This window comes from Streptomyces sp. NPDC029164 (assembly GCF_055563995.1).
On record NZ_JBVHWW010000009.1, the window covers coordinates 120,262 to 145,203 of the forward strand.

The 24,942-nt window shown below is 72.7% G+C and carries 21 protein-coding genes and 1 pseudogene; 4 read left to right on the forward strand and 18 right to left on the reverse strand.

What is annotated here, in order from left to right:
* Window positions 1-103: 103 nt before the first annotated feature.
* The gene (locus tag ACZ4VT_RS11350) at window positions 104-1,459 is read right to left on the reverse strand and encodes a class II 3-deoxy-7-phosphoheptulonate synthase (protein ID WP_351303669.1); all 1,356 of its coding nucleotides are present in this window, start codon (window positions 1,457-1,459) and stop codon (window positions 104-106) included.
* 329 nt (window positions 1,460-1,788) lie between these two features.
* Here ACZ4VT_RS11350 and ACZ4VT_RS11355 point away from each other — a divergent pair, with 329 nt between their 5' ends.
* Window positions 1,789-3,732, forward strand: a complete 1,944-nt coding sequence (locus ACZ4VT_RS11355) for an anthranilate synthase family protein (protein WP_467948561.1) — start codon at window positions 1,789-1,791, stop codon at window positions 3,730-3,732.
* A gap of 26 nt (window positions 3,733-3,758) precedes the next feature.
* On the opposite strand, the gene ACZ4VT_RS11360 is transcribed toward ACZ4VT_RS11355, so the two are convergent.
* From ACZ4VT_RS11360 to ACZ4VT_RS11380, 5 genes and pseudogenes are all read right to left on the reverse strand, one after another.
* The gene (locus ACZ4VT_RS11360; RefSeq protein ID WP_467948563.1) at window positions 3,759-4,499 is read right to left on the reverse strand and encodes an NAD(P)-dependent oxidoreductase; all 741 of its coding nucleotides are present in this window, start codon (window positions 4,497-4,499) and stop codon (window positions 3,759-3,761) included.
* Window positions 4,400-5,368: pseudogene (locus ACZ4VT_RS11365) on the reverse strand (6-phosphofructokinase); the annotation flags it as partial. The pseudogene ACZ4VT_RS11365 and the gene ACZ4VT_RS11360, both read right to left, overlap by 100 nt.
* A 137-nt stretch (window positions 5,369-5,505) precedes the next feature.
* A complete protein-coding gene (locus ACZ4VT_RS11370; RefSeq protein WP_327413537.1) occupies window positions 5,506-6,183 on the reverse strand; it encodes a response regulator transcription factor in 678 nt (225 codons plus the stop codon).
* Window positions 6,180-7,391, reverse strand: a complete 1,212-nt coding sequence (macS, locus tag ACZ4VT_RS11375) for a MacS family sensor histidine kinase (protein ID WP_362810754.1) — start codon at window positions 7,389-7,391, stop codon at window positions 6,180-6,182. Before macS ends, ACZ4VT_RS11370 begins: the two co-directional genes overlap by 4 nt.
* A 33-nt stretch (window positions 7,392-7,424) precedes the next feature.
* Window positions 7,425-8,165: a lysophospholipid acyltransferase family protein gene (locus ACZ4VT_RS11380; RefSeq protein WP_467948676.1), complete on the reverse strand. Its 741-nt coding sequence runs from the start codon at window positions 8,163-8,165 to the stop codon at window positions 7,425-7,427.
* Between the two features lie 170 nt (window positions 8,166-8,335).
* Between ACZ4VT_RS11380 and ACZ4VT_RS11385 the strand changes: the two genes are divergently transcribed.
* Together ACZ4VT_RS11385 and ACZ4VT_RS11390 are read left to right on the forward strand one after the other, a co-directional pair.
* Window positions 8,336-9,115 (forward strand): alpha/beta hydrolase, encoded by a 780-nt coding sequence (locus tag ACZ4VT_RS11385; protein ID WP_467948566.1) that lies wholly within the window; start codon window positions 8,336-8,338, stop codon window positions 9,113-9,115.
* Window positions 9,108-9,704, forward strand: a complete 597-nt coding sequence (locus ACZ4VT_RS11390) for a hypothetical protein (protein ID WP_467948568.1) — start codon at window positions 9,108-9,110, stop codon at window positions 9,702-9,704. The genes ACZ4VT_RS11385 and ACZ4VT_RS11390 overlap by 8 nt, the downstream gene beginning before the upstream one ends.
* Window positions 9,705-9,759: 55 nt before the next feature.
* Here the strand turns inward: ACZ4VT_RS11390 and ACZ4VT_RS11395 are convergent, their stop codons facing one another.
* From ACZ4VT_RS11395 to ACZ4VT_RS11420, 6 genes are all read right to left on the reverse strand, one after another.
* Window positions 9,760-10,560: an endonuclease/exonuclease/phosphatase family protein gene (locus ACZ4VT_RS11395; RefSeq protein WP_467948570.1), complete on the reverse strand. Its 801-nt coding sequence runs from the start codon at window positions 10,558-10,560 to the stop codon at window positions 9,760-9,762.
* A gap of 85 nt (window positions 10,561-10,645) precedes the next feature.
* On the reverse strand, window positions 10,646-11,587 hold the full coding sequence (locus ACZ4VT_RS11400) for an ROK family glucokinase (RefSeq protein WP_362810763.1): 942 nt from the start codon (window positions 11,585-11,587) through the stop codon (window positions 10,646-10,648).
* A 61-nt stretch (window positions 11,588-11,648) separates the two neighbouring features.
* Entirely contained in the window at window positions 11,649-12,104 is a 456-nt protein-coding gene (locus ACZ4VT_RS11405; RefSeq protein WP_467948572.1) for a DUF5304 domain-containing protein, read from the reverse strand.
* A gap of 76 nt (window positions 12,105-12,180) precedes the next feature.
* Window positions 12,181-13,338 carry an ArsA family ATPase gene (locus tag ACZ4VT_RS11410; RefSeq protein ID WP_467948574.1) on the reverse strand — a complete coding sequence of 386 codons (1,158 nt, stop codon included), beginning with the start codon at window positions 13,336-13,338 and terminating at the stop codon, window positions 12,181-12,183.
* A gap of 34 nt (window positions 13,339-13,372) precedes the next feature.
* Complete coding sequence (locus tag ACZ4VT_RS11415) at window positions 13,373-13,813, reverse strand: SRPBCC family protein (protein ID WP_362810771.1); 441 nt, start codon at window positions 13,811-13,813, stop codon at window positions 13,373-13,375.
* A gap of 136 nt (window positions 13,814-13,949) precedes the next feature.
* Window positions 13,950-14,771 carry a metallophosphoesterase family protein gene (locus tag ACZ4VT_RS11420; RefSeq protein WP_467948678.1) on the reverse strand — a complete coding sequence of 274 codons (822 nt, stop codon included), beginning with the start codon at window positions 14,769-14,771 and terminating at the stop codon, window positions 13,950-13,952.
* A 255-nt stretch (window positions 14,772-15,026) separates the two neighbouring features.
* On the opposite strand from ACZ4VT_RS11420, the gene ACZ4VT_RS11425 reads away from it, so the two are divergent.
* The gene (locus ACZ4VT_RS11425; RefSeq protein ID WP_467948576.1) at window positions 15,027-16,826 is read left to right on the forward strand and encodes an AMP-dependent synthetase/ligase; all 1,800 of its coding nucleotides are present in this window, start codon (window positions 15,027-15,029) and stop codon (window positions 16,824-16,826) included.
* 16 nt (window positions 16,827-16,842) lie between these two features.
* Here ACZ4VT_RS11425 and ACZ4VT_RS11430 read toward each other — a convergent pair whose 3' ends face one another.
* The 6 genes from ACZ4VT_RS11430 to ACZ4VT_RS11455 form a co-directional block, all read right to left on the reverse strand.
* On the reverse strand, window positions 16,843-18,459 hold the full coding sequence (locus ACZ4VT_RS11430; protein ID WP_467948578.1) for a GMC oxidoreductase: 1,617 nt from the start codon (window positions 18,457-18,459) through the stop codon (window positions 16,843-16,845).
* 168 nt (window positions 18,460-18,627) lie between these two features.
* Window positions 18,628-19,770, reverse strand: a complete 1,143-nt coding sequence (locus ACZ4VT_RS11435; RefSeq protein WP_467948580.1) for a glycosyltransferase family 4 protein — start codon at window positions 19,768-19,770, stop codon at window positions 18,628-18,630.
* 23 nt (window positions 19,771-19,793) lie between these two features.
* Complete coding sequence (locus tag ACZ4VT_RS11440; protein WP_467948581.1) at window positions 19,794-20,912, reverse strand: hypothetical protein; 1,119 nt, start codon at window positions 20,910-20,912, stop codon at window positions 19,794-19,796.
* Between the two features lie 97 nt (window positions 20,913-21,009).
* A complete protein-coding gene (locus ACZ4VT_RS11445; RefSeq protein WP_467948582.1) occupies window positions 21,010-22,065 on the reverse strand; it encodes a C40 family peptidase in 1,056 nt (351 codons plus the stop codon).
* Window positions 22,066-22,287: 222 nt separating this feature from the next.
* Complete coding sequence (locus ACZ4VT_RS11450; RefSeq protein WP_467948584.1) at window positions 22,288-23,316, reverse strand: C40 family peptidase; 1,029 nt, start codon at window positions 23,314-23,316, stop codon at window positions 22,288-22,290.
* Between the two features lie 252 nt (window positions 23,317-23,568).
* Window positions 23,569-24,933: an NYN domain-containing protein gene (locus tag ACZ4VT_RS11455; RefSeq protein ID WP_467948680.1), complete on the reverse strand. Its 1,365-nt coding sequence runs from the start codon at window positions 24,931-24,933 to the stop codon at window positions 23,569-23,571.
* Window positions 24,934-24,942 lie beyond the last annotated feature (9 nt).

Sequence of the window (24,942 nt, forward strand, 5' to 3'; positions counted from 1 at the left end):
ACCGTACCCAAAGTTAGGGTGACCTAAAAGCCCTGGATACGACTGTGGGGCGCGGATCACATCGATCCGCGCCCCACAGTCGTACGAAGGTACTGACTGATCCCTACTGGTCCCGGTACATCTCGGCGACCAGGAACGCCAGGTCCAGGGACTGGCTGCGGTTCAGCCGCGGGTCGCAGGCCGTCTCGTAGCGCTGGTGCAGGTCGTCGACGAAGATCTCGTCGCCGCCGCCCACGCACTCGGTGACGTCGTCACCGGTGAGCTCGACGTGGATGCCGCCCGGGTGGGTGCCCAGGGCCTTGTGGACCTCGAAGAAGCCCTTGACCTCGTCGAGCACGTCGTCGAAACGGCGCGTCTTGTGGCCTGAGGCCGCCTCGAAGGTGTTGCCGTGCATCGGGTCGGTGACCCAGCCGACGACCGCACCGGAGGCGGTGACCTTCTCGACCAGCTCGGGGAGCTTGTCGCGGACCTTGTCGGCGCCCATGCGGACGACGAAGGTCAGCCGGCCCGGCTCGCGCTCGGGGTCCAGGCGGTCGATGTACGTCAGCGCCTCGTCCACCGTGGTGGTGGGGCCGAGCTTGATGCCGATCGGGTTGGCGATCTGCGAACAGAACTCGATGTGCGCGTGGTCCAGCTGGCGGGTGCGCTCACCGATCCAGACCATGTGGCCGGAGGTGTCGTACAGCTTGCCGGTACGCGAGTCGGTGCGGGTCAGCGCGCCCTCGTAGTCGAGCAGCAGCGCCTCGTGGGAGGCGTAGAACTCGACGGCCTTGAACTCGGCCGGGTCGGTGCCGCACGCCTTCATGAAGTTCAGCGCGTTGTCGATCTCCCGCGCCAGCTGCTCGTACCGCTGACCGGACGGGGAGGACTTCACGAAGTCCTGGTTCCAGGCGTGCACCTGGCGCAGGTCGGCGTAACCACCGGTGGTGAAGGCACGCACCAGGTTGAGCGTGGAGGCGGAGGCGTTGTACATGCGCTTCAGCCGCTCGGGGTCCGGGATCCGGGCCTCTTCGGTGAAGGCGAAGCCGTTGACGGAGTCGCCGCGGTAGGTCGGCAGGGTGACGCCGTCGCGGGTCTCGGTGTCCTTGGAGCGCGGCTTGGAGTACTGGCCCGCGATGCGGCCGACCTTGACGACCGGCACGGAGGCCGCGTACGTCAGTACGGCACTCATCTGGAGCAGCGTCTTCAGCTTGGCTCGGATGTGTTCGGCGGACACGCCGTCGAAGGCCTCGGCACAGTCGCCGCCCTGGAGGAGGAACGCCTCGCCCTTGGCGACGGCTCCCAGACGGGCACGCAGCTGGTCGCATTCACCCGCGAAAACGAGGGGAGGATACGACTCGAGGTCCGCGACGACAGCGCGCAGAGCCTCGGCATCGGGGTACGAAGGCTGCTGCGCCGCGGGAAGGTCTCGCCAGGTCGCCTTGGCGGCGGGGGCTTGGGTTTCAGCGTTCACGGTCACCTCGTACACATTACGGCGTCATACGTCTCATCCCGCCCTCCGCCCACAACGTGAGACGGTCCCGCTCGAAGGCAGGGGGACCCCTGCGGAACGGAATCCGTGGTTCAGCCCACGCCGTGAGACGGATCCGGCGCCGGCGGGCCGCTCTGGGCTAAGGTGCCTCCCATGTACGCGCACGCGAACCAGAACTGGTGGTGGCCCGCTCCCGGCGGCCCACTTCTCGCGCGTACCTGAGACGACACGCGACGACGCGAAGGCCGCCCCGAGGGGCGGCCTTCCGTGTTTTCCGACGCGGGCGCCGTTCCTCCCACCGGAAGGACGCCCCGCCCATGGATCCCAGGCCCCTGAACCGACCGACCCGACCGACCCGGCCGACCCGGCCGAACCCGCCGAACCGGCTGAGCCGCCTGCTCGACGACTCCTGCCCGCCGTTCGCCCTGCTGCGCCGGCGGACCCCCGGCCGCGACCACGACACCGTCGAGGTGCTGATCGGCGCCGTCCACGAGGCCGAACACCTCGCCGACCTGCCCGTCCGCGCGCTGCCCACCCTCGCTCTCGTCCCCTTCCGGCAGATCCGGGAGCGCGGGTTCGACGTACGCGACGACGGCACGCCGCTGAGCGTGCTGGTCGCCGAGGAGGCCTACGAGATCCCGCTCGCCGAGGCCCTGGCCGCGCTGCCCGCGCACGAGGTGCGGGTCGAGGGCGGCGGCTTCGACGTCCCCGACGCGCAGTACGCGGCCACGGTCGAGCGGGTCATCGAGGACGAGATCGGCTGCGGCGAGGGCGCGAACTTCGTCATCCGGCGCACCTACGAGGGCCGTATCGACGGCTTCGGCCGGGCCGACGCCCTCGCCCTGTTCCGGCGGCTGCTGCTGGGCGAGCGCGGCGCGTACTGGACGTACGTCGTCCACACCGGCGGGCGGACGCTGGTCGGGGCGAGCCCCGAGGTGCACGTGCGAATGTCCGGGGGCACGGTCGTGATGAACCCGATCAGCGGGACCTACCGGTATCCGGCCGGGGGACCCACCGTGGACTCCCTCCTCGCCTTCCTCGGCGACCGCAAGGAGACCGAGGAGCTGTCGATGGTCGTCGACGAGGAACTCAAGATGATGTGCACCGTCGGCGACCGCGGCGGGGTCGTCGTCGGACCCCGGCTGAAGGAGATGTCCCACCTCGCGCACACCGAGTACGAGCTGCGCGGGCGCTCCTCGCTGGACGTGCGGGACGTGCTGCGCGAGACCATGTTCGCGGCGACGGTCACCGGCTCGCCGGTGCAGAACGCCTGCCGCGTGATCGAGCGGTACGAGAGCGGGGGCCGCGGCTACTACGCGGGGGCCCTGGCGCTGCTCGGGCAGGACGCGGCCGGGGCGCAGACGCTGGACTCCCCCATCCTGATCCGCACCGCCGACATCGCCCCGGACGGCGTGCTGCGGGTGCCGGTGGGCGCCACGCTCGTACGGCACTCCGACCCGGCGGGCGAGGTCGCGGAGACGCACGCGAAGGCGGCGGGGGTGCTGGCGGCGCTCGGGGTGCGGCCGGCCGCCCCCCGGCCGGCCTTCGAGGGCGCGCGGCTGGCGGACGACCCGCGGGTGCGGGCGGCCCTGGCGGCCCGGCGGTCGGACCTGGCCCCCTTCTGGCTGCGCATGCAGGAGCGGCCGTCCTCCCTGACCGGCCACGCGCTGGTGGTGGACGGCGAGGACACCTTCACGGCGATGCTGGCGCACGTCTTGCGGGTGGCCGGGCTGGAGGTGACCGTACGCCGCTACGACGATCCGGGGCTGCGGACGGCGGCCCTGTCCTGGGCGGGCCCGATCCTCCTGGGCCCCGGCCCGGGCAACCCGGCGGACGCCTCGGACCCCAAGATGCGGATGCTGCGCGCGCTGGCGGCGGAACTGCTGGCCGGGCACCGGCACGGGCTGGTCGGGGTCTGCCTGGGGCACGAGCTGCTGGCGGCCGAGCTGGGGCTCCCGCTGATCCGCAAGGCGGAACCGGCGCAGGGGGCGCAGACCCGGATCGACCTGTTCGGGGCGGAGGAGGTGGTCGGGTTCTACAACACGTACACCGCGCACTGTGACGAAGCGGGCGAGAGCCGGCTGGCGGATGCGGGCGTCGAGGTGTCCCGCGACCCGGCGACCGGGGAGGTCCACGCGGTCCGCTCCGTCGGCGGCGGCTTCGCGGGGGTCCAGTTCCACCCGGAGTCCGTCCTCACCCTCCGCGGCGCGGACCTGCTGCGCGAGCTCCTGACCGGCGTGATGACCCCGGCCCCGGCGTAGTCGGCCCCGGCTCTGGACCGGCGGTGTCAGGACGGCACGAGGGTGTTCTCGGAGCGGCGGCCCGCCAGGTAGTCCTCGACGGCCTCCAGGGACTTGTCCAGGATGAAGACGCCGGCCTCGGCCTCGTAGACGTCGAGGCCGACGCCGGCGAACCGGCCCGCCCGCAGCTGCGCGACCAGCGCGTCGGTGTCGATCAGCCCGCCGCGGCTGGAGTTGATCAGGATCGCGTCGTCCCGCATCAGCTCCAGCGCCGCCGCGTCGACGATGCGGCGCGTGGCCCCCAGCAGCGGCACGTGCAGGCTGATCAGGTCCGAGGACGCGAACAGCTCCTCCTTGTCCACGTACTTCATGCCGAGCTCCACGCACGCCGGGTTCGGCGCCGCGTCCCAGCCCAGCAGGTTCGTGCCGAAGCCGTGCGCGATCCGGGTGAACGCCTCCCCGATCCTGCCGGTGCCGAGCACGCCCACCGTGCGGCCGCGCATGTCTCGCCGGCTCACCGTCAGGCCGAGCCGGCTCCACGTGGACTCCCGTACGCCGGACCATGGGCCGTCGTCACGATACGACCCATGGTGCGCGAACGCCCGGCGGCTCAGCCGAAGAAGACCCCCACCTCCTTGTAGAGCGCGGGGTCCACCGTCTTCAGCCGCGCCGTCGCCTCCGCGATCGGCACCCGGACGATGTCCGTTCCCTTGAGCGCGACCATCTTTCCGAAGTCCCCGTCGTGCACGGCGTCGATCGCGTGCAGGCCGAAGCGGGTCGCCAGCCACCGGTCGAAGGCGCTGGGCGTGCCGCCCCGCTGGATGTGCCCGAGCACGGTCGTACGGGCCTCCTTGCCGGTCCGCGCCTCGATCTCCTTGGCCAGCCACTCGCCCACGCCCGACAGCCGGACGTGCCCGAAGGAGTCCTTGGTGGCGTCCTTCAGCACCAGGTCCCCGTCCTTGGGCATCGCGCCCTCGGCGACCACGACGATAGGGGCGTAGCTCGCCTTGAAGCGGGAGGTCACCCAGGCGCACACCTCGTCCATGTCGAAGCGCTGCTCCGGGATGAGGATGACGTTGGCGCCGCCCGCGAGGCCCGAGTGCAGGGCGATCCAGCCGGCGTGCCGGCCCATGACCTCGACGACGAGCACCCGCATGTGCGACTCCGCCGTGGTGTGCAGCCTGTCGATCGCCTCGGTCGCGATGCCGACGGCGGTGTCGAAGCCGAAGGTGTAGTCGGTGGCGGACAGGTCGTTGTCGATCGTCTTGGGCACGCCGACGCAGGGGATGCCGTACTCCTCGTACAGCTTGGCGGCGACCCCGAGGGTGTCCTCGCCGCCGATCGCGACGAGCGCGTCCACCTCGTACTTGGCGAGGTTGTCCTTGATGTCGCGCACCCCGTTCTCCGTCTTGAACGGGTTGGTGCGCGAGGAGCCGAGGATGGTGCCGCCGCGGGGCAGGATGCCGCGGACGGCGGGGATGTCGAGCGGGACTGTCCTCCCCTCGACCGCGCCCCGCCAGCCGTCCTTGAACCCGACGAACTCGCAGCCGTACTCCTGGGTGCCCTTGCGGACGACGGCCCTGATCACCGCGTTGAGCCCGGGGCAGTCTCCGCCACCGGTCAGCACTCCGACCTTCATTGCATCTCCCTTCGCCATGACGGTCACGCTAGTGGTGACGCAGGTCACAGCAAGGGTCCTGAAGGGGTCAATTCCGGTGGAATCGCGGGGCGTTGCGTACGCCCGTTCACTCGTACGAGGACGAAAGTACGATCGACGCCCGGTGATCGGGGTGCCTACGCGTCGTCGAGGCCCCGCTCTATGGCGTACCGGACCAGCTCCACGCGGTTGTGCAACTGCAGCTTGCCCAGGGTGTTCTGCACGTGGTTCTGCACGGTGCGGTGGGAGATGACCAGCCGCTCCGCGATCTGCTTGTACGAGAGCCCCTTGGCCACCAGGCGCAGCACCTCGGTCTCGCGGTCCGTCAGTTGCGGCGCCTTCGGCTCGTCGGAGGCGGTCGGCACCGGGTCGGTGGCGAGGCGCCGGTACTCGCCGAGCACCAGACCGGCCAGGCCAGGGGTGAAGACCGGGTCTCCGGCCGCGGTGCGGCGGACCGCGTCGATCAGCTCCTGGGCGCCGGCGGACTTCAGCAGGTAGCCGGTCGCGCCGGACTTCACCGCCTCCAGGACGTCCGCGTGCTCACCGCTGGCGGACAGCACCAGGACGCGCAGCGCGGGGTGGGCGCCGACCAGTTCCTTGCAGACCTGCACGCCCGGCATGCCGGGCAGGTTGAGGTCGAGGACCAGGACGTCGGGGGTGACGGCGCGGGCCCGGCGTACCGCTTCGGGGCCGTCGCCTGCGGTCGCCACGACGTCGAAGCCGGCGGCGGCCAGGTCGCGGGCGACCGCGTCCCGCCACATCGGGTGGTCGTCGACGACCATCACCCTGATCTCGTGCGGTTCCTTCGTGCTCATTGGGTCCTCCCCCTCGGTACTTTCAGTTCCACTTCGGTGCCCTGTCCGGGGACGGACACCAGATCGGCGCTGCCGCCGAGGTCGCGCAGTCGGCCCCGGATCGACAGGGCCACGCCCATCCGGCCCTCGCCCTCCGCCTGGTCGAGCCGGCCGGCCGGGATGCCCGGGCCGTCGTCGCGGACGGTCACGATCACCTCGTCGCCCCAGTCCTCGACCAGGATCCAGGCCCTGGCCCCCTCGCCCGCGTGCTTGCGCACGTTGTCGAGGGCGGCGCCGACCGCCGCGGCCAGCTCCTTCGCCGCGGGTACCGGCAGCGGCACCGGGGTGCCCGGCTCGGCGAAGCTCACCCGGGACCCGGCGTGCGGGGCGAGGAGCGTGCGCAGGTCCAGCTCGCCGTCGTCGGCGCCCGGCTCGTCCACCTCGTACGTGTCCACCAGCGCGCCGCGCGACTCGTCGGAGGAGACCCGGGAGGGGTGCGCCAGACCGGTGGTGACCAGCGTGCGCAGCGCCACCTCCTGCTCTCCCGCCATCCGGCCCAGCTCGGCGGCCTCCCCGCCCACCTCGGCGCCGCGCCGCTGGACCATGGCGAGGACCTGGAGGACCCCGTCGTGGATGTCGCGGGCGAGGCGCTCGCGCTCGCGGGTGGCGGCCTCGATCTCCAGGGCGCGGGCGAGGGTGTTCTCACTGGCCCGGGCGACCTCGACGACGTAGCCGATGGCCACGGAGGAGACCCAGACGAGCAGCACGTTGTGCAGGGCGTCCCGGGTGGGCTGGCCGCTGTGGATGAGGATGGTGGCCGCGGCCACGAAGGTGGAGGCGAAGCAGGCCCAGCGCCAGCCGCCCTTGATGGCGAACCCGAGGACCGCGCCCCCGGTCCAGATCGTGGGGAGGGTGGGACCGCCCCCGGTGATCCGCTCGTGGGTGTCGGCGAGCGGGGTCAGCCCGATCCCGACGATGGCGACGGTGAGGTCGGCGACGAGGAAGCCCTTGGTGCAGCTGGCGGCGTTGGCCACCTTCGAGGTGGTGGCCAGGGTCCAGACGGCGAGGAAGGCGAGGTAGCCGGCCGCGATCCAGGGGTGCGGGTACCGCTTGTAGGCGGAGGCGAACAGCAGCACCGCGTAGACCATCGTCAGCAGCCGGTAGACCGTCAGGGCACGCCAAAGCGGCTGCTCGACCGACATGCGTACGACGCGTTCGCGTTTCGCCATCTCCCCCACCCCTTGCGGGCGGTACCGCCCGACCTACTCCGGCTTGCCGTCGGCCTTCTCGGCCTTGCCGGTCTTCTCCGCCTTCTCCGCCTTCTCGGCCTTCTCCGCATCGGCGATCTGGCGCTTGGCCGCCGTCGCGTAGATGTCGACGTACTCCTGGCCGGAGAGCTTCATGATCTCGTACATGACCTCGTCGGTCACCGAGCGCAGGATGAAGCGGTCGCCGTCCATGCCGTGGTACCGGCTGAAGTCCAGCGGCTTGCCGATCCGGATGCCCGGGCGCATCAGCTTGGGCACCACCTTGCCGGGCGGCTGGATCTTCTCGGTGTCGATCATCGCCACGGGGATCACGGGTGCGCCGGTGGCCAGCGCCACCCGCGCCAGCCCGCCGGGCTTGCCGCGGTACAGGCGTCCGTCGGGTGAACGCGTGCCCTCGGGGTAAATACCGAACAGCTCCCCCCGCTCGATGACCTCGATGCCGCTCTTGATCGCGGCCTCGCCGGCCCCGCGCGCACCGGAGCGGTCCACCGGAAGCTGGCCGACGCCCTTGAAGAAGGCGGCCGTCAGCTTGCCCTTGACGCCCGGGGAGGTGAAGTACTCCGCCTTCGCGATGAAGGTGACCTTCCGGTCCAGCACCGCCGGGAGGAAGAACGAGTCGGAGAAGGACAGGTGGTTGCTCGCGAGGATCGCCGGCCCCTCGGCGGGAATGTTCTCGAGGCCCTCCACCCACGGCCTGAAGGCGAGCTTCAGCGAACCGCCGATGGAGAACTTCATTGCGCCGTAGATCAACTCGAAAGCCTTCCTGTGTCTGTCGAACAGACCATATCCCCTGGCTCCCGCGGCAGCGGCCCGACGACCCTGGCCGGTGCCACCCCGGTCGCGTACGGTGAAGTCACACAGAGCAACGCACCCACCCGACGTACATCATGATCAAGGAGACCCTGGTGCCCGTCCTCCCTGGAGCCGAGCCGTTCCGCCACGAGGGCGGAGAGGTCGGCGTCCTCCTCTGCCACGGCTTCACCGGTTCCCCGCAGTCGCTGCGCCCCTGGGCCGAGTATCTCGCCGGGCAGGGACTCACGGTGTCGCTGCCGCTGCTGCCCGGACACGGGACGCGCTGGCAGGACATGCAGCTCACGGGCTGGCAGGACTGGTACGCGGAGGTCGACCGCGCCCTGCGGGAACTGCTGGACCGGTGCGAGCAGGTGTTCGTCTTCGGGCTGTCGATGGGCGGCGCGCTGACCCTGCGGCTGGCCGCCAAGCACGGGGACGCCATCAGCGGCATCGTGCTCGTCAATCCGGCGAACAAGGTGCACGACCCGCTGGCCGTCGCCCTTCCGGTGGCCAAGCACTTCATCCGGTCGACGCCTGGCATCGCCAGTGACATCGCGAAGCCGGGCTCGGAGGAGGTCGGCTACGACCGCGTCCCGACCCGGGCCGCGCACTCGCTGCGGAAGTTCCTGCAGCTCGTGGACGCCGACCTGCCGCAGGTCACGCAGCCGCTGCTGCTGCTGCACAGCCCGCAGGACCACGTCGTACCGCCCGTCGACTCCGCGCGGATCCTCGCCCGGGTCTCCTCCACGGACGTCACCGAGACCCTCCTGGAACAGAGCTACCACGTCGCGACGTTGGACCATGACGCGGAGCGGATCTTCGCGGACAGCTGTGCGTTCGTCGGCCGACTGGCGGAGAGCGTGGGCAGGGAGGGGGCGGAGGCCGGTGGCTGAGCACGAGGAGCAGTCGGGCGGAGTCCCGCCGCTGGACGAGGAAGCGGCATGGGCGGCGATCGTCGCCGGGTACGGGCAGGAGCCGCCGGACCCGCCGGGGGCCCGGCCGTTCAAGCCGATCGAGAACCTCCTCCTGCCGGAGGAGGACGTCAGGCCGCTGCCGGCCGAGCCGGAGGCGGGGCCTGAGCCGAAGCCCGAGCCGAAGGCCGACCCGAAGCCCGAGCCCGAGCCGCCGGCCGCGGGGCTGGGCAGCTCGGTGGTCTTCGCCCCGGGCGTGGGCATGGCGGGCCCCCGGGACCACTCGCTGGCGGAACCGCGGGAGGACGACCTGACCCCGGCGGACGAGGGCCACTTCGTCCAGCCGGAGCCGGAGCTGCCGCCGGCGGACACGACGTCGAAGTTCGCGTGGCTCGCGGTGGCCGGCGGGCCGGTGCTGCTGCTGCTCGCGGTGCTGCTGCAGTGGGACATGACGTGGTGGCTGACGACGCTCGGCATCGGCGGCTTCCTGGGCGGGTTCGCGACGCTGGTCGCACGCATGCAGCACGACGACGACGAGGACGACGACCCCGGCCGCGGAGCCGTGGTCTGACCGTTCGGCCCTGGGCTCCGCCCAGGCCCTGGGGCTCCGCCCCAGACCCCGCTCCTCAAACGCCGGAGGGGCTGGATTCTCCAGCCCCTCCGGCGTTCGGCGCAGCCGGCAGGTGGAGGGCCGCCAGGACCGGGAGGTGGTCCGTGGCCGCCATCAGGTCCCCGGGGGTCACCCCGGGCAGTCCCACCGGCACGCCACAGCCCAGCACCTCCACCCCCTGCGTGGCGAACACCGCGTCGATGCGGCGGTCCGGTGCGGACACCGGGAAGGTTCCTTCCTCGCCCCAGGGGGCCACCGACCAGCAGTCCTGCAGCGTTCCCGCGAGGCGGGCGAAGGCCGGACCGCCCGGGGCCTCGTTCACGTCGCCCGCGGCGATCACGTGGGGAACGTCCATCGCCGCGGCGCGGTCCAGCAGCAGCGCCGCCTGGGCGACCCGCTCCGCCCGGTCCAGGGACAGGTGCGCGCTGACCAGCCCCGCCCGGGCGGCGCCGACGCGGACCACCGCCGTGGCGAAGCCCCTCCGGTGCAGGCCGGGGGTGCGCGGCAGCAGGACGTCCTCCGTCCGCTCCACGAAGACCCGCAGCGAGCACAGCAGCAGCGGCCCTGCCGCCGTCCCGCCCCCGCTGAGCACCACCAGGTCACACTTCGCGGCGAGTCGCGCCGCGTGTTTGCGCCAGCGGAAGAAGCGCGGCGCCTCCTGGACGAAGACGAGGTCGGGTTCGCACGCCCGGATGACCCGGGCCAGCGCCTCCTCGTCGTCGCGCAGCGAGCGGATGTTGTAGCTGAGTACCCGGATCACGGCAGAACCGTCGGGCTCCGTACGGGACTTCGGCAGCGAGGGCAGCAACTGGTCCATGCACCGCAAGATACGCAGCCGCCCGCCGCTCCCCCAAGGGGCGCGGCGGGCGGGACGGATGGAAGGCGCGTCGGCCCCCGGCGCGTCAGCCCTGGCGGGCGAGGTCCGCCGCGCCGACGAGGCCGGCCTTGCCGCCGAGCTGTGCGGCGAGCACCTGTGCGTGCGGTCGCCAGGCGCCGCCGACCAGCCAGCGCTTGAAGGACTTGCGGATCGGGTCGAGGACGAGGTCGCCCTCGTCGGAGACCCCGCCGCCGACGATGAAGGCCGACGGGTCGAAGAGCGAGGCCAGATCGGCGAGGCCGGCGCCGGCCCAGCGGGCCAGCTCGCGGAAGGCGTCGATGGCCACCAGGTCGCCCTGTCGGGCGGCCTCGCTGATGTGCTTGCCCTCGATGCCGTCGGGGGTGCCGTCGCCGAGCGCGAGGAGGACCGTCGCGTTCTCGGGGGTGGCGTTGGCGCGCTGCTTCGCGTACCGGACGAGGGCGCGCCCGGAGGCGTACTGCTCCCAGCAGCCCTGGCTGCCGCAGCCGCACAGCAGGCCGTCCGGGACGACCCGGATGTGGCCGAACTCGGCGGCGACGCCGAAGCGTCCGCGGCGCAGCTTGTTGCCGATGATGATGCCGCCGCCCAGGCCGGTGCCCAGCGTGATGCAGATGACGTCGTCGTGGCCCTGGCCGGCGCCGAAGCGGTACTCGCCCCAGGCGGCGCAGTTCGCGTCGTTCTCGACGACGACGGGCAGGCCGATGCGCTGCTCGACCTTGTCCTTGAGCGGCTCGTGGCGCCAGTTGATGTTCGGCGCGAAGAGTACGGTCGCGCGCTTGTCGTCCACGTATCCGGCGGCGCCGATGCCGACGGCGTCGATGGTGTGGTTGCTGCTGACCTCGGAGACGGCGGCGCAGATGGCCTCCGTCACTCCGTCCGCGGTCGGCGGGGTGGGCACCTTGTACGTCTCAAGGATCGTGCCCTCTTCGTCGACCACGCCGGCCGCGATCTTCGTGCCGCCGATGTCGACGCCGATGGTGAGTCCCATTAGTCCCTCGGTTTCCGGTCAAACCCCGCCACGGCCAACGGTACCCGAGGGCGGCGGGCCCTCAGTCGAGATCGATCCGCTCGGCCGGGCCCGCGTCGGGGCCGTCGTCGCGGGGGTCGCGCTCCCGGCGCGGCGCGGGAGGGGTGTCCTGGGTCCAGCGGCGCTCGTGGCCCTCGACGGCCGAGCGGTAGGCGGCGAGGAGCTCGGAGCCGGCGGCCGCGAGGTGGTCGAAGACCTCGGGGTTGCGCGCGATGACGGGCTTGGCCGCGGTCTTGGCCTGGTCGACGATCTGGCGCACCGCGCCCTGGGCGGCCACGCCGAACAGCGGGTTGTTCAGCCCGGAGACCTTGTCGGCGACGGCTTCGAACAGCTTGAACAGCTCCTCGGCGGCGGTTCCGGTGCCGGCCGAGCCGGCCCGGTCCTGGCCTCGCATGCGCTCCTTCTCGGCGGCGAGGTCCTCGGCACAGGCCTTGGCCCAGGCGTCGTCGTCGGTGGGGCGGTCGGTGGCCTCGCTCATGGCGGACTCTCCTGCGGCGGCTGCTGGGCGTGCGGTACGGGCTACCTTCGACGGTACCCGAACGGGGGTACGCCGTTCACCGCGCGCGCGGCCACAGCCCCGGGTCGGGGGTGAAGCGGATGCGGAGCTCGCCCGCGGCCAGGGCGGCGCCGGAGACGGTGCAGCGGCGCAGCGCCGCGGGGAGCGAAACGGTCCTGCGGTACGGGCCGGCCGTGAGCAGCAGCTCGTCGCCGCGGCGTACGAGGTCGAGGTCGCGCTTGTGCGCGCCGGGCAGCGGCACCACCCAGACGAGCACCCCGTCCGCGGCGAGCCGGTCCTCGACGGCCCAGGCCCGGCGAGGCGCGGGCGGCGCGGGCAGGAGCCCGTCCGCGGCGGCGAGCCGGTCCAGGTCCTGCGGGCCGCGCGGGTCCCGGCCGAGGTGGGCGAGCGGGACGACGGGGTTCTCCCCGGCCCACTCGGCGGCGTACTTCTCCTGCTGGGCGGCGAGCCCGGCGAGCCAGGGGTCGGCCGAGCCCTGCGGCACCATCCGGTTGGCGACGAGGTCGCGGACGGGCAGCTGCTGGAGGGCGAGCCCGAGCCGTCCGATCCGCAGCGCGTCGGCGGCGGCCGGTCCCGGTTCGGCGACCAGGCGCAGTTCGGTGGTGTCGGCCTCGACGACGGCCTGGACGGCGGCGAGCTCCTCGTCCCAGCGGGCGGCGGCCTCGTAGAGCCACTGCGCGGGCATGGGCACGCCGGCGAGCTGGGCCAGTACGGGCCGCAGGGCGCGGGCGGCCTGCTTCTCCGCGGGGAGCAGCCGGGTGAGGTAGCGGCGCAGCTGGGCGGGCAGGGCCAGGGTGGAGAGGGCCTGGTGGAGCGGGGGCATGTCGACGACGACGAGGTCGGTGCCGGGTGCGGCGGCGGCCCGCCGCAGGGCGCGCAGCAGGGCGAACTGCTCGGCGCCGGGCAGCTCGGTGAGCTCCTCGGCCCCGAGCGGGCGGGCGCCGACCATCGCGAGGAGCGCGGATCCGCGCTCCTGCAGGGCGACGAGCTCCTCGCGGAACTCCTCGCCGGAGTCGACCCGGGCCACCCGCAGACCGGGGACGGGTTCCTCCCCGGTGAGGGCGGCGCGCGGGTCGCCGACGTCGCCGGACAGCAGCAGCACCCGCCGCCCGTGGCGGGCCGCGGCGAGGGCGGTGGCCGCGGCCACGGTGGTCCGCCCGGCCCCGCCGGGGCCGGTGATCAGCAAGGTGTGCATGTGCGGGTGCCTACTGCCGGGTTGCTACGGGTGCTCAGACGGATTCGACGCGCTTCTTCAGGCCCGCCAGCGCCCGGTCGATGATGACCTTCTCCGCCTTGCGCTTGATCATGCCGAGCATGGGGATCTTGACGTCCACGGTCAGCTGGTAGGTGACCTCGGTACGCTTGCCACCGTCCACCGGGGCCAGCCGGTACGAGCCGTCCAGCTGGCGCAGCATCTGGGACTTGTCCAGGGTCCAGCTGACCTCGTCCGTGCCCTTCCAGGTATAGGCGAGGGTGTGGTCGTCCTTGATCGCGCCGGCGTCGAGCAGCAGGCGGACCTTCTCGGCGCGCCCGTCGGCGTCGGTGGCCAGCACCTCGGCCTCCTTCACCTCGCCGGTCCATTCGGGGTAGCGGGCGAAGTCGGCGATCACGGCCATCACGTCGCTGGGCGCAGCCTCGATCGTGATGCTTGAGCTGGTGTGTTCCGCCATCGCGGTCGCTCCTCCGTGGAGTGTTTCGAGGATGTGTGCGGCCTCCGGCCGCCGCGTGAAGGCTACCGCGCGTGCGGACTCCGCCACTCCAGGGCCTCCCCCGGCCCGTGGGAGGCCGTCGTGAACCGGCCTCCGGTCACCATTCCAGCACCCACGGCCGGCCCGTCGCGGCGAAGTGGCCGACGTTCACGCACTCCGTGGCCCCGATCCGCATCCGCCGCGCCAGCGGCTGGTGCACGTGCCCGAAGAGGGCGTACCGGGGGCGGGTGCGGCGGATGGCGGCCAGCAGGGCCTCGCTGCCGCGTTCGAACCGGCGCGCGACGGTGTCGTAGCAGAGCTCGGGCACCTCCGGCGGGATGTGGGAGCACAGCACGTCCACCTCGCCGAGCGCCTCCACCTTGGCCGCGTACTCCTCGACGCCGACCTCGTACGGGGTCCGCATCGGCGAGGGCAGCCCGCCGCCGACGAAGCCGAAGACGCGGCCGCCGATCTCCACCCGCTGGCCGTCGAGCACGGTCAGGCCGTCACGGTCGGCGTATTCCGGCCACAGACCCGGGATGTCGACATTGCCGTAGGTGGCGTACGTCGGGTTCGGGAAGGCGGCGAACATCTCTGCGTACTGGCGGCGCACCGCGCCCTCGATCAGCCGGTCCCGGTCCAGCCCGGCCCACAGCCGCCGCCCGAAGGCGTGGGCCTCCTCGAACCGGCGCGCGGTGCGCAGCTCGACGATCCGGTCGGCGTTCTCGACGCCGAACAGGTCGGGGAAGATCCCGCGCGAGTGGTCGGCGTAGTCGAGGAAGAGGACGAGGTCGCCGAGGCAGATCAGGGCGTCGGCCCCCTCTCCCGCACGGGCGAGGGCCTCGGTGTTGCCGTGCACGTCGCTCACGACGTGGACCCGCGTGCGGCCCGGTCCGCCGGTCCGGCTCGATCCGCTCGCGCCGCTCTGCCCGCTCCGCATGCTGCCACCCATGCCGCCCACCCTAGGGGGGCCCGGCAGCGCCTGGTAGAGGGGCTGGGAGAGGCGGTCGGACCTGCGGTTACTTCCGAGTCGCCGAAGTGGTCGACTAGTGTCGGCACGTGAGGGCCAGGCAGTGCAAGGACAGAATGTGACGCACGGAACATCTGGCCGGTTCCCTCTATCGGGAACCCACTACCGGTGGGTAACGTCCGCTCGGTCCACATGGTGGCGATGGCGCCCAGAGGAGCAGCAGTCTTGCGCGAGTTCAGCCTTCCGGCCCTGTACGAGGTCCCGTCGGACGGGAACCTGACGGATCTCATCCGCCGCAACGCCGCTCAGCATCCCGACACCGCCGTCATGAGCCGCAAGGCCGCCGACGGCCGGTGGCAGGACGTGACCGCGACGGAGTTCCTGGCCGAGGTCCGCGCCGCGGCCAAGGGCCTCATCGCGGCCGGCATCCGGCCCGGCGACCGGGTCGCCCTCATCTCCCGCACCCGCTACGAGTGGGTGCTGTTCGACTTCGCGATCTGGAGCGCGGGCGGCGTCACCGTCCCCGTGTACGAGACCAGCTCCCCCGAGCAGGTCCAGTGGATCCTCGGCGACTCCGGCGCCGTGGCGGTCATCGTGGAGAGCCCGGCGCACAGCGCGTCCGTGGCCTCGCTGCGCGACCGCCTCCCGGAGCTGCGCGAGGTCTGGGAGATCGAGCGGGGGGCGCTGGACACGCTGAAGGCCGCCGGCGCGGGGATCGCCGACGAAGAGGTCGAGGAGCGCGGCAGCCTCGCCAACGCCGACGACCCGGCCACCATCGTCTACACCTCGGGCACCACCGGCCGCCCCAAGGGCTGTGTGCTGACCCACCGCAACTTCTTCGCCGAGTGCGGCAACGTGGTGGAGCGCCTCAGCCCGCTCTTCCGCACCGGCGAGTGCTCCGTGCTGCTCTTCCTGCCGGCCGCGCACGTCTTCGGGCGCCTGGTGGAGGTGGCGGCCGTCCTGGCGCCGATCCGCCTGGGCTGCGTACCGGACATCAAGAACCTGACCGACGAGCTCCAGTCCTTCCGGCCCACCCTGATCCTCGGTGTGCCGCGCGTCTTCGAGAAGGTCTACAACTCGGCGCGCGCCAAGGCCCAGGCCGACGGCAAGGGCAAGATCTTCGACGCCGCCGCCGAGACGGCGATCGCCTACAGCCGGGCGCTGGACGCCCCGGGCGGCCCGTCCTTCGGCCTGAAGCTGAAGCACAAGCTGTTCTCGAAGCTGGTCTACAGCAAGCTGCACACGGTCCTCGGCGGGCGCGGCGAGTACGCGATCTCCGGCGGCGCCCCGCTGGGCGAGCGCCTCGGCCACTTCTTCCGCGGCATCGGCTTCACGGTGCTGGAGGGCTACGGCCTGACGGAGTCCTGCGCGGCCACGGCCTTCAACCCGTGGGACAAGACGAAGATCGGTACGGTCGGCCAGCCGCTGCCGGGCTCCGTGGTGCGCATCGCGGACGACGGCGAGGTGCTGCTGCACGGCGAGCACATCTTCAACGGGTACTGGCAGAACGAGACGGCGACCGCCGAGGCGCTGACCGACGGCTGGTTCCACACCGGCGACGTCGGCACCCTCGACGAGGACGGCTACCTCGCGATCACCGGACGCAAGAAGGAACTCATCGTCACCGCGGGCGGCAAGAACGTCGCACCCGCCGTGATCGAGGACCGGATCCGGGCGCACGCGCTGGTCGCGGAGTGCATGGTGGTGGGCGACGCGAGGCCGTTCGTGGCCGCGCTGGTCACCATCGACGAGGAGTTCCTCGGCCGCTGGGCCGCGGAGAACGGCAAGCCGGCCGGGGTCACGGCGGCGGAGCTGCGCGAGGACGCGGACCTCATCGCCGCCGTCCAGAAGGCCGTGGACGACGGCAACGCGGCGGTGTCCAAGGCGGAATCGGTGCGGAAATTCCGCATTCTGCCCTCCCAGTTCACGGAGGAGTCGGGCCACATCACGCCGTCGCTGAAGCTGAAGCGCAACGTGGTGGCGAAGGACTTCGCGGACGAGATCGAGGCGCTGTACCGGGGCTAGTCCCGGTCGGCCACGGTCAGCGGGGGTCCTCGGCGAGGATCCTGGCCATGTTCCGCTCCGCGAGGGCGGTGATGGTCACGAACGGATTCACGCCGAGCGACCCGGGGATCAGGGAGCCGTCCACGACGTACAGCCCCTGATGGCCCTTCGCCCGTCCGTACACGTCGGTGGCGTCGCCGAGCACGCAGCCGCCGAGCGGGTGGTAGGTGAAGTTGTCGGCGAAGGCCCTGTTGCCGCCGAAGAGGTCGTACCGGTACATCGTGAAGTTCCGCCGGTTGACGCGGTCGAAGAGGTTCTTCGCCGCGTTGACCGAGGGCGTGTTCTGGTCCCTGCGCCAGTTGAGGCGGGCCGAGTCGGTGGCGGCGTCGTAGGTGAAGTGTCCGCGCTCCGGGTTCTTCGTGATGGCCAGGTACATCGAGATCCAGTGCTCCAGCCCCATGGGGAGCGGGGCGATCTCGGCGAAGACCGGGTGGGCGGCGTTGTCCCAGTCGTCGATGCCCAGGGCGGGCATGGTGGCCTGGTTGGCGCCGACCGTGTCCCAGAGGTGGTTGGCGCGGGCGGTCATGACGTTGCCGTTGGGGCCCCAGCCGCGCCCGACCTTCGCGTCGAGCGCGGGCAGCGTCCCGGTCTCGCGGGCCCGCAGCAGGATCTCGGTGGTGCCGAGACTGCCCGCCCCGAGGAAGAGCTGCCGGCAGCCGAGCTCGCGGACCTGGGTGACCCGTCCGGTCACATCGCTGGTCTGCACGGTCAGCACGTACCCCCCGGCGGGGTCCTGCCGTACGCCGACCACGCGCTGCATGGTCTCGATGGTGACGTGGCCGGTGCCGAGGGCGGCGGCGAGGTAGGTCTTGTCGACGCTCTTCTTCCCGTGGTTGTTGCCGTAGATGACCTCGCCGGCCAGCGCCGACCTGGGGGCGGTGCCGGCCGCCTCGCGCTTCATGTACTCGAAGTCGTAGACGTTGGGCACGAAGACGGTCTTCAGGCCGGTGTTCTGGGCGTGCTTGCGGGAGATCCGGGCGAAGCGGTACCACTCCGTGGACTCGAACCAGGCCGGGTCGATGTCGTTGACGCCGAGCATGGCGCGGGCCCGGGGGTAGTACGTGCCGTACATCTCGTCGGCGTTGACCTGGGGCAGCACCTCGGAGAAGTACGAGCGGCGGGGCGTCGGCGCCATGCCGCCGTTGACCAGCGACCCGCCACCGACGCCGCGGCCCACGTACACGGACATGTCGCCGAAGTTCACCCGGTCCAGCACCCCCGGGTACGGGCTGATGTCGCGGTTGACCACGTCGAGCCAGAGGAACTGGGCGAGCGGGGCCTCGGTGCGGGTGCGGAACCACATGGAACGGTGGTCGGGCGCGGAGGTGGAGGGGAAGACCTTGCCGTCGGGCCCGGGCCCGTCCCAGAGCCGGCCCATCTCGAGGACGACGGTCCGCACGCCGGCCTGCCCGAGCCGCAGCGCGGCGACGGCGGAGCCGTAACCGGAACCGACGACGATGGCGGGGGCGTACTGGGCCGCGGCGGGTTCGACGGCGGCGGCGGAGGCCGCTCCGATCCGTGTGAATCCGAGCGCGGAGGCGGTCGAGAGTGCGCCGAGCCCCAGAAGGTGACGGCGCGTCAGGTTGGGTGTCATGGCCGCATCATGGGCGGAATCCAGCCGTCCGCCCAGACGCGGTATTGACAGACATCTGAGGAACAGTCAGGCGTGGCTGCGCAGTCCGCCGGCGGCGGCACCGCTGCCGGGGGCCAGCCCCCGGACCCCCGCTCCTCAAACGCCGGAGGGGCTGTAATTGCCGCACCGCTACAGCAGCTCGCGCAGGCGTTCCGCCAGGAGGTCCCAGCGCCACTTCTCCTCGACCCACTCACGGCCCCGCTCGCCCATCCGGCGGCGCAGTTCCGGATCCTTCAGCAGGGTGACGATCCGGTCCGCCGCGTCGTCGGGGGCGCCGCCGCGGACGACCCAGCCCGTCTCGCCGTCCAGCACCGCGTCCGGCGCCCCGCCGGAGTCCCCCGCGATCACCGGCAGGCCCGTGGCCGAGGCCTCCAGGTAGACGATGCCGAGCCCTTCCACGTCCAGTCCGCCCCGCCGGGTCCGGCACGGCATCGCGAAGACGTCGCCCGCGCCGTAGTGGGCGGGCAGTTCGGACCACGGGACCGCCCCCGTGAAGACCACCGAGTCCGCGACCCCCGTCGAGACCGCGAGTGCCCGCAGGTCCGCCTCGTACGGCCCGCCGCCCACGATCAGCAGCACCGCGTCCGGCACCGCCGCCAGGATCCGCGGCATCGCCTCGATCAGCGTGTCCTGCCCCTTGCGGGGAACGAGGCGCGAGACGCACACGACCACCGGGCGGTCGGTCAGCCCGAGCCGCGCCCGGACCTCCGCCCCGCCCGATTCCGGGTGGAAGGTCTTCTCGTCCACCCCCGGCGGGAGTTGCACCATCCGGGCCGCCGCCCGCTCCGTCACCGCCGAGGCGATCCGCGAGCGCGTGTACTCCCCGAGGTAAGTCAGCGTGTCCGTGCCCTCGCCGATCCGCCGCAGCAGCTGCCGCGCCGCCGGCAGCTGGGCCCAGCCCGCCTCGTGCCCGTGCGTGGTCGCCACGATCCGCCGGGCGCCCGCGCGCCGCAGCGCCGGGCCCATCAGGCCGAGCGGGGCCGCCGCCCCGAACCACACGGACTCGCAGCCGTGTTCGCGCAGCAGGCCCACCGCCCGCCGCGTCACGCGCGGCGTCGGCAGCAGCATCGTCGTACGGTCGCGGACCACCTGGAACGGCTGCTCCGCGTCGAAGGCCGCGGTGGCCTCGCGGCCCTCCGCGCTGTGCTTCCACGTGGAGGCGTAGACGACGATGCGGTCGGGATCCAGCCTCAGCGCCATGTTGTGCAGGAAGGCCTGGATGCCGCCGGGTCGCGGCGGGAAGTCGTTGGTCACGATCAGCGTCTTGTGCATCGCTGCCAACGTACCGGACGCCCTCAGCGGAACTCCTTCCGCAGGGCCTCCTGCCACTCCTTCGTCAGCCCGGCCGGGTCCGTCCCGAGCGCCTCGCGCAGCGCCGTCGGCCACGGCTCGCGCCCCGCCTTCTCGTACAGGCCCACGAGCGCCGCCCCGCCCCACCGGTCCGCGATCAGCCGGCAGGCCAGCCACGCCCCCTCGTACGCACGGGCCAGCGCCTCCCGGTCGCCGCCGAAGGCGAAGTCCTCCGTCCGGGGCAGCTGGGCCGGTACCTCGCCGCGCCGTACCGCCCGGGCCAGCGCCGGGGCGCCCTGCTCCGGGGTGGTGGGGGTGCCGCGGTACGCCGCCCAGTCCGCGAAGCCCTCGGAGAGCCACAGCGGGGTCGTGGCGGAGGTCGCCGCCCGGGTGGCCACGTGGGTGACCTCGTGGGTCAGGATGACCCGCCGGCCCTCCTCGCCCAGCTCCGCGTACCCCTCCGGGTTGATCACCACCCGGTCCGCGGGGGCCGGCCCGGCGCCCACCCGGCCGGTGGTGACGGCGCCCATGCCCCGGTACGCGTCGGCGGGCCGGCCCAGCAGCTGCGCCATCCGCTCCAGGGACCCGGGGACCAGCACCACCACCCGTCCGGCCCAGGTCCCGGGCCAGGCCGCGCTCGCCGCGGGCACCGCCCGGTCGGCCTCGGCGGCGATCGCGGCAAGCGCCTCGGGGGACTGCCCGGCGCCGCCCAGGACCAGGGAGTGCGCACCGCGGACCACCGCCACCGGGCCCTGGTCCCACAGCTGCGGCAGCGCGCCCGGCGCGGGCCGGTCCGCGCGCACCCGCCAGGGGCCGCCGCCCGCCGCGCGTTCGAGTTCCAGCTCGCGTTCCGAGCCGCCAGGGGCCGTGTCGTATTCGGTCAGCCGGTAGCGCAGTCCGGCCCGTACGAGGGCCCGTACGCCGTCCCGCCGCACCGAGGCGACCTCGTACGCCCAGCCGTCGAGCGGGATCCCGGAGAGCCTCTCGGGCGCCGCCCGCGACCAGTCGGCCACCGCCGCGCGGACGTCGCGCTCGGTCGTGTCGGCCGGCCGCGTCGCGCAGCCGGCGAGCAGCACGCACAGCAGCAGCGGCAGGACACGGACGAGGCGGCGGACCGGGAGCATCCGCCGATCGTACGCACGGTCCGGGCGACGGGCCCCCGGCCGGAGCCGGGGGCGGGGGCAGGGGCAGGGGCGTCGGCCGGGGCTCGGCGGCCGGCCGTCAGGGGCGGGTCACCGAGGACACGGGCATCATCCCGACGGGGTCGTAGCGCACCCGGGCCCCCGGGTACGGGGCGTGCACCACCTGGCCGTTGCCGACGTACATGCCGACGTGGCTGGCGTCCGAGCGGTACGTCACCAGGTCGCCCGGGCGGGCCTGCGACAGGGGCACCTGCCGGCCGGCGTGCCGCTGGGCCTGCGAGGTGCGCGGCAGCGAGACCCCGGCCTGCCGGTACGACCAGACCATCAGCCCGGAGCAGTCGAAGCCGGAGGGGCCCGTCGATCCCCATACGTAGGGGCGGCCGACCGCGGACCGGGCCGCTTCCACGGCGGCCGCGGCGCGCCCCGACGACGGGCCGAAGGAGGGCGGCTCGGGCAGCGCGTCGGCGCGGCCGGCGGAGCGCGAGGAGCGCTCGAAGTCGGCCCGCTCCTCGGACGGCATGGCGTTGAGCAGCCGCCGGGCGGCCGCGAGCTTCGCGGTGACGGAGCGCTTGTGCCGGGCCACGTCGGAGCGCAGGGCGTCGAGTTCGGCGAGTTTGCGGGAGGCCTCGCGGCGCTCCTGGCCCAGCCGGCGCTGCTCCTCGCGGAGTTCGTCGAGCTGCCGGGCCTGACGGCTGGTCAGCCGGTCAAGTGCGGCGGCCTGCTCCAGGTAGGCGTCGGGGTCCTCGGCCAGCATCAGGCCGACGGCGGGGTCGATGCCGCCGCTGCGGTACTGGGCCCCGGCGAAGGTGCCGAGGACGCCCCGCATGGTGTTGATGCGCTCCTGGCCGCGGGCCACCGCGTCCTGGGCCCGGTTGACCTCGGCGCGGAGCCGGTCGGCCTTCTCGCCCGCCTCGTTGAACCGCTCGGTGGCCTGCTCGGCCTCCTCGAAGAGCCGGTCGACCTGGGCGCTGACTCCCGTCCTCGCCGCGCCGCCGGGCTCGTACGGGAGGCCGGGGGCGGCGCCGGCGGGTGCGCCCGTCATGGCGACCGCGGCCGTGGCCGCGGCGGCGGTGAGGACGGTGACCTTCGTGTTCCGGTCGAGGCTGCCGAGCCCGCTCCGGCGATGGGACGCCACGTGAAACCGCTCCCTTCCGCTGTGTGTGGCCCGGGTCCGCCCCCCGTGGACGGCCTTGTGCCGGGTTCCGCGCTGGCAGACAGTAGCCGGACGGTCACATGCCGGCCAACGACCGTCGGAGGGCGCACACAGGGACGCCCCGCAGGAGACGCAGGTCACCGGCGGGGCGTGTGGTCGGAAAGGGGCCGCGGAAATTCGCCCGGATGGGCGGTGTGCGACGCGTCAGCCGACGCGGACGCCGAACTGGAACGGCATGTTGTCCATGGACTCGTACTTGATGCCGCTGCGCGGGTTCGAGGCGTGCAGCGTCATGTTGTTGCCGGCGTAGAGGCCGACGTGGTGCAGGTCCCCGTAGAAGAAGACCAGGTCACCGGGCTGGAGCTGGCTGCGGCTGATGCGGGTGCCGTCATTGACCTGGGTGAAGGTGGTGCGGCTGATGCTGACGCCGGCCTGCTTGTACGCCCACTGGGTCAGACCCGAGCAGTCGTAGACGTTGGGGCCGGTGCCGCCGGACTGGTAGGTGAAGCCCAGCTTGGTCTTCGCGGCGGCGAGGGCGGCTCCGGCGCGGCCGGAGGCGCTGACGTTGCCGAGGTCGACGCGCTGGCCGTCGGCGCGGCTCGCGCGGGACTCCTCGTCCTTGAGCGCCGCACGCTCCTGCGCGGTCAGGCTGTTGAGCAGGGCCTGCGCCGCGGCGAGCTTGTCCGTGGAGACCTTCTTCTTCTCGGCCAGCTCCTTGCGGGTGGCGTCGAGGTCGGCGAGCTTGCCGGAGGCCTCCTGGCGCTGCTGCGCGAGGCTGCGCTGCTTGGCCTGGATCTTCTGGACCGCCTCGACCTGCTTGCCGCTCAGGTGCTCGAGGGAGGAGGCCTTGTCGAGGTAGCTGTCGGGGTCCTCGGAGAGGAGGAGGGCGAGGGAGGGGTCGATGCCGCCGTTGCGGTACTGGGCGCTGGCCATCGAACCGAGGGTGCTGCGCAGCTCGTTGAGGTCGCCCTGGCCGCGTGCGACCTGGTCCTGGAGCTGGGCTATCTCCTTCTCCAGCGTCTCCTGGCGTTCCTTGGCCCCGTTGAACTTCTCGGTGGCCTGCTCCGCCTCTTCGTAGAGGGCGTCGACCTGGGTCTTGACCTCGTCCTTGGTCGGCTTCGCCGGGGCGGCGGAGGCGCTCTGGGAGGTGAGGGCGACCACGGCGGCCGCGGTGGCGCCGAGCACGGTCACACGAGTGCGGTTCGGCTGCTTGGGTCGACGGTGGGACGCCACGGAGGCGAGCTCCTTCTTCCTAGAGCCACCGAAGAACGCAACTCGGCAGCACCTTCGCCGCCACTCCGAATGAGTGATCTACCGCACGAAGGTTTGAACGCACCCTAGTGACCTTGCTGTGATCAGTTCAAATCCCGCCGGGAAAAAATGTGCTCTCCGACCAGGTTCTTTACCTACAGCGCACGCTCTGTGCCGGGCACTTGACGGTACGTTCACTGCGACGCCGGTCAATTCCGGCATTCAGGAGGGGAGTTACGAAACTCGCGAAAGCCGCTTCAGGAGCAAAGCGGACGTCACCGGCCGCGCACCCGCCTTGGCCACCCCGTCGGCGACCTCCCGGTCGGTGGAGACCACGACCACCGGCCGGCCGGGCGGTTCGGCGCGCACCAGCTGACGGATCAGCTCGTCCGCCGTCACCCCCGCCTTGGAGAACAGCACCCGCACCCCGCGCGGCGGCGCGAGCAGCACCGGGGCCGCCAGTTCGGCACCGTCGAAGACACAGGTCATCTCCGCGCCCGTCTGCGCGGCCAGCATCGACAGCCCGCCCAGCAGCCGCAGCCGCTGCTTCTCCAGCGGCATCGTCGGATAGCCCGTCTTGGTCACGTTGTAGCCGTCGACCACCAGATGGGCCTGGGGCAGTGCCAACAGCTGGTCCAGCAACGCCGGATCGGTCTCCGACAGGGCGCGCGCCGCGATGTCCTTCGGCGTCATCCGGCCCGGCTCCACCGCGTCCACGGTGTCCGCGGGGCGGGTGTTCACGGGCGGCAGCGCCAGCTCGCGGCGCAGCCCCTGGGCCGCGTCCAGCACGGTGTCCAGCAGCAGCCGCAGCCGCATGTCCTCGATGCTGCGCCCCTCGCGGGTGGCCCGGCGCGAGGTCTCCAGCGCCGCCTCCACCTCCGCGAGACGGGACTTGAGCCGGCGGCTCTCGCTCTCGGCGGCGGCCACCCGGGTGGCCGCGTCGCCGCGGATCCCGTCGACCTCGGCAGTCAGCTTGCGCAGGGCCGCCTCACCGCGCTTGACGTCGCTGAGGGCGCTGCGCAGCTTGCGCTGAAGCGATTCCGCTTCCTTGCGGGCCGCGTCCAGCTCCCCGCGCACGTGCTCACCGCCCGTGCGCTGCGCCTCCCGGGCGTGGGCCAGCTCCTCGCGCAGCCGCTCCAGCTCACGCCGGGTCTCCTCGCCGACCCGCTCGGCGTCGGCGCGCTGCGCCTCCTCGCCCGCGGCGGCCACCAGCTTGACCCAGCCGGCCGGCCTCAGGACGAACGCGGCGGCCGCCACGTCCAGCGGATCCGCGGCGGCGGGCGGCGCACCCGACTCCAGGGCCGCGGCCAGCTCCGCCTGCGCCTCGCGCAGCTTCTCGGCGACCCGGCCGCGGAACACGGCATCGGTCTCGACCGCCGTGGCCATGGCGTTGCCGGCGAACTTGGCGCGCCGGGTCGGGGTGAAACGGGCGTACTGGCGCAGCTGCGCCGGCAGGTCCGCGACCGTCAGCGCGCCGAAGGCGTCCGAGACGAGCGCGACGACCCGCCGCCGCACGCCTTCCGGCAGCGGGCGGTCGAGTGCCTCGGCGGCGTCGCCGGCCGCGTCGGCCGGCTCAGCGCCGCTTGCTGGCTCCACAATCCGTCACCC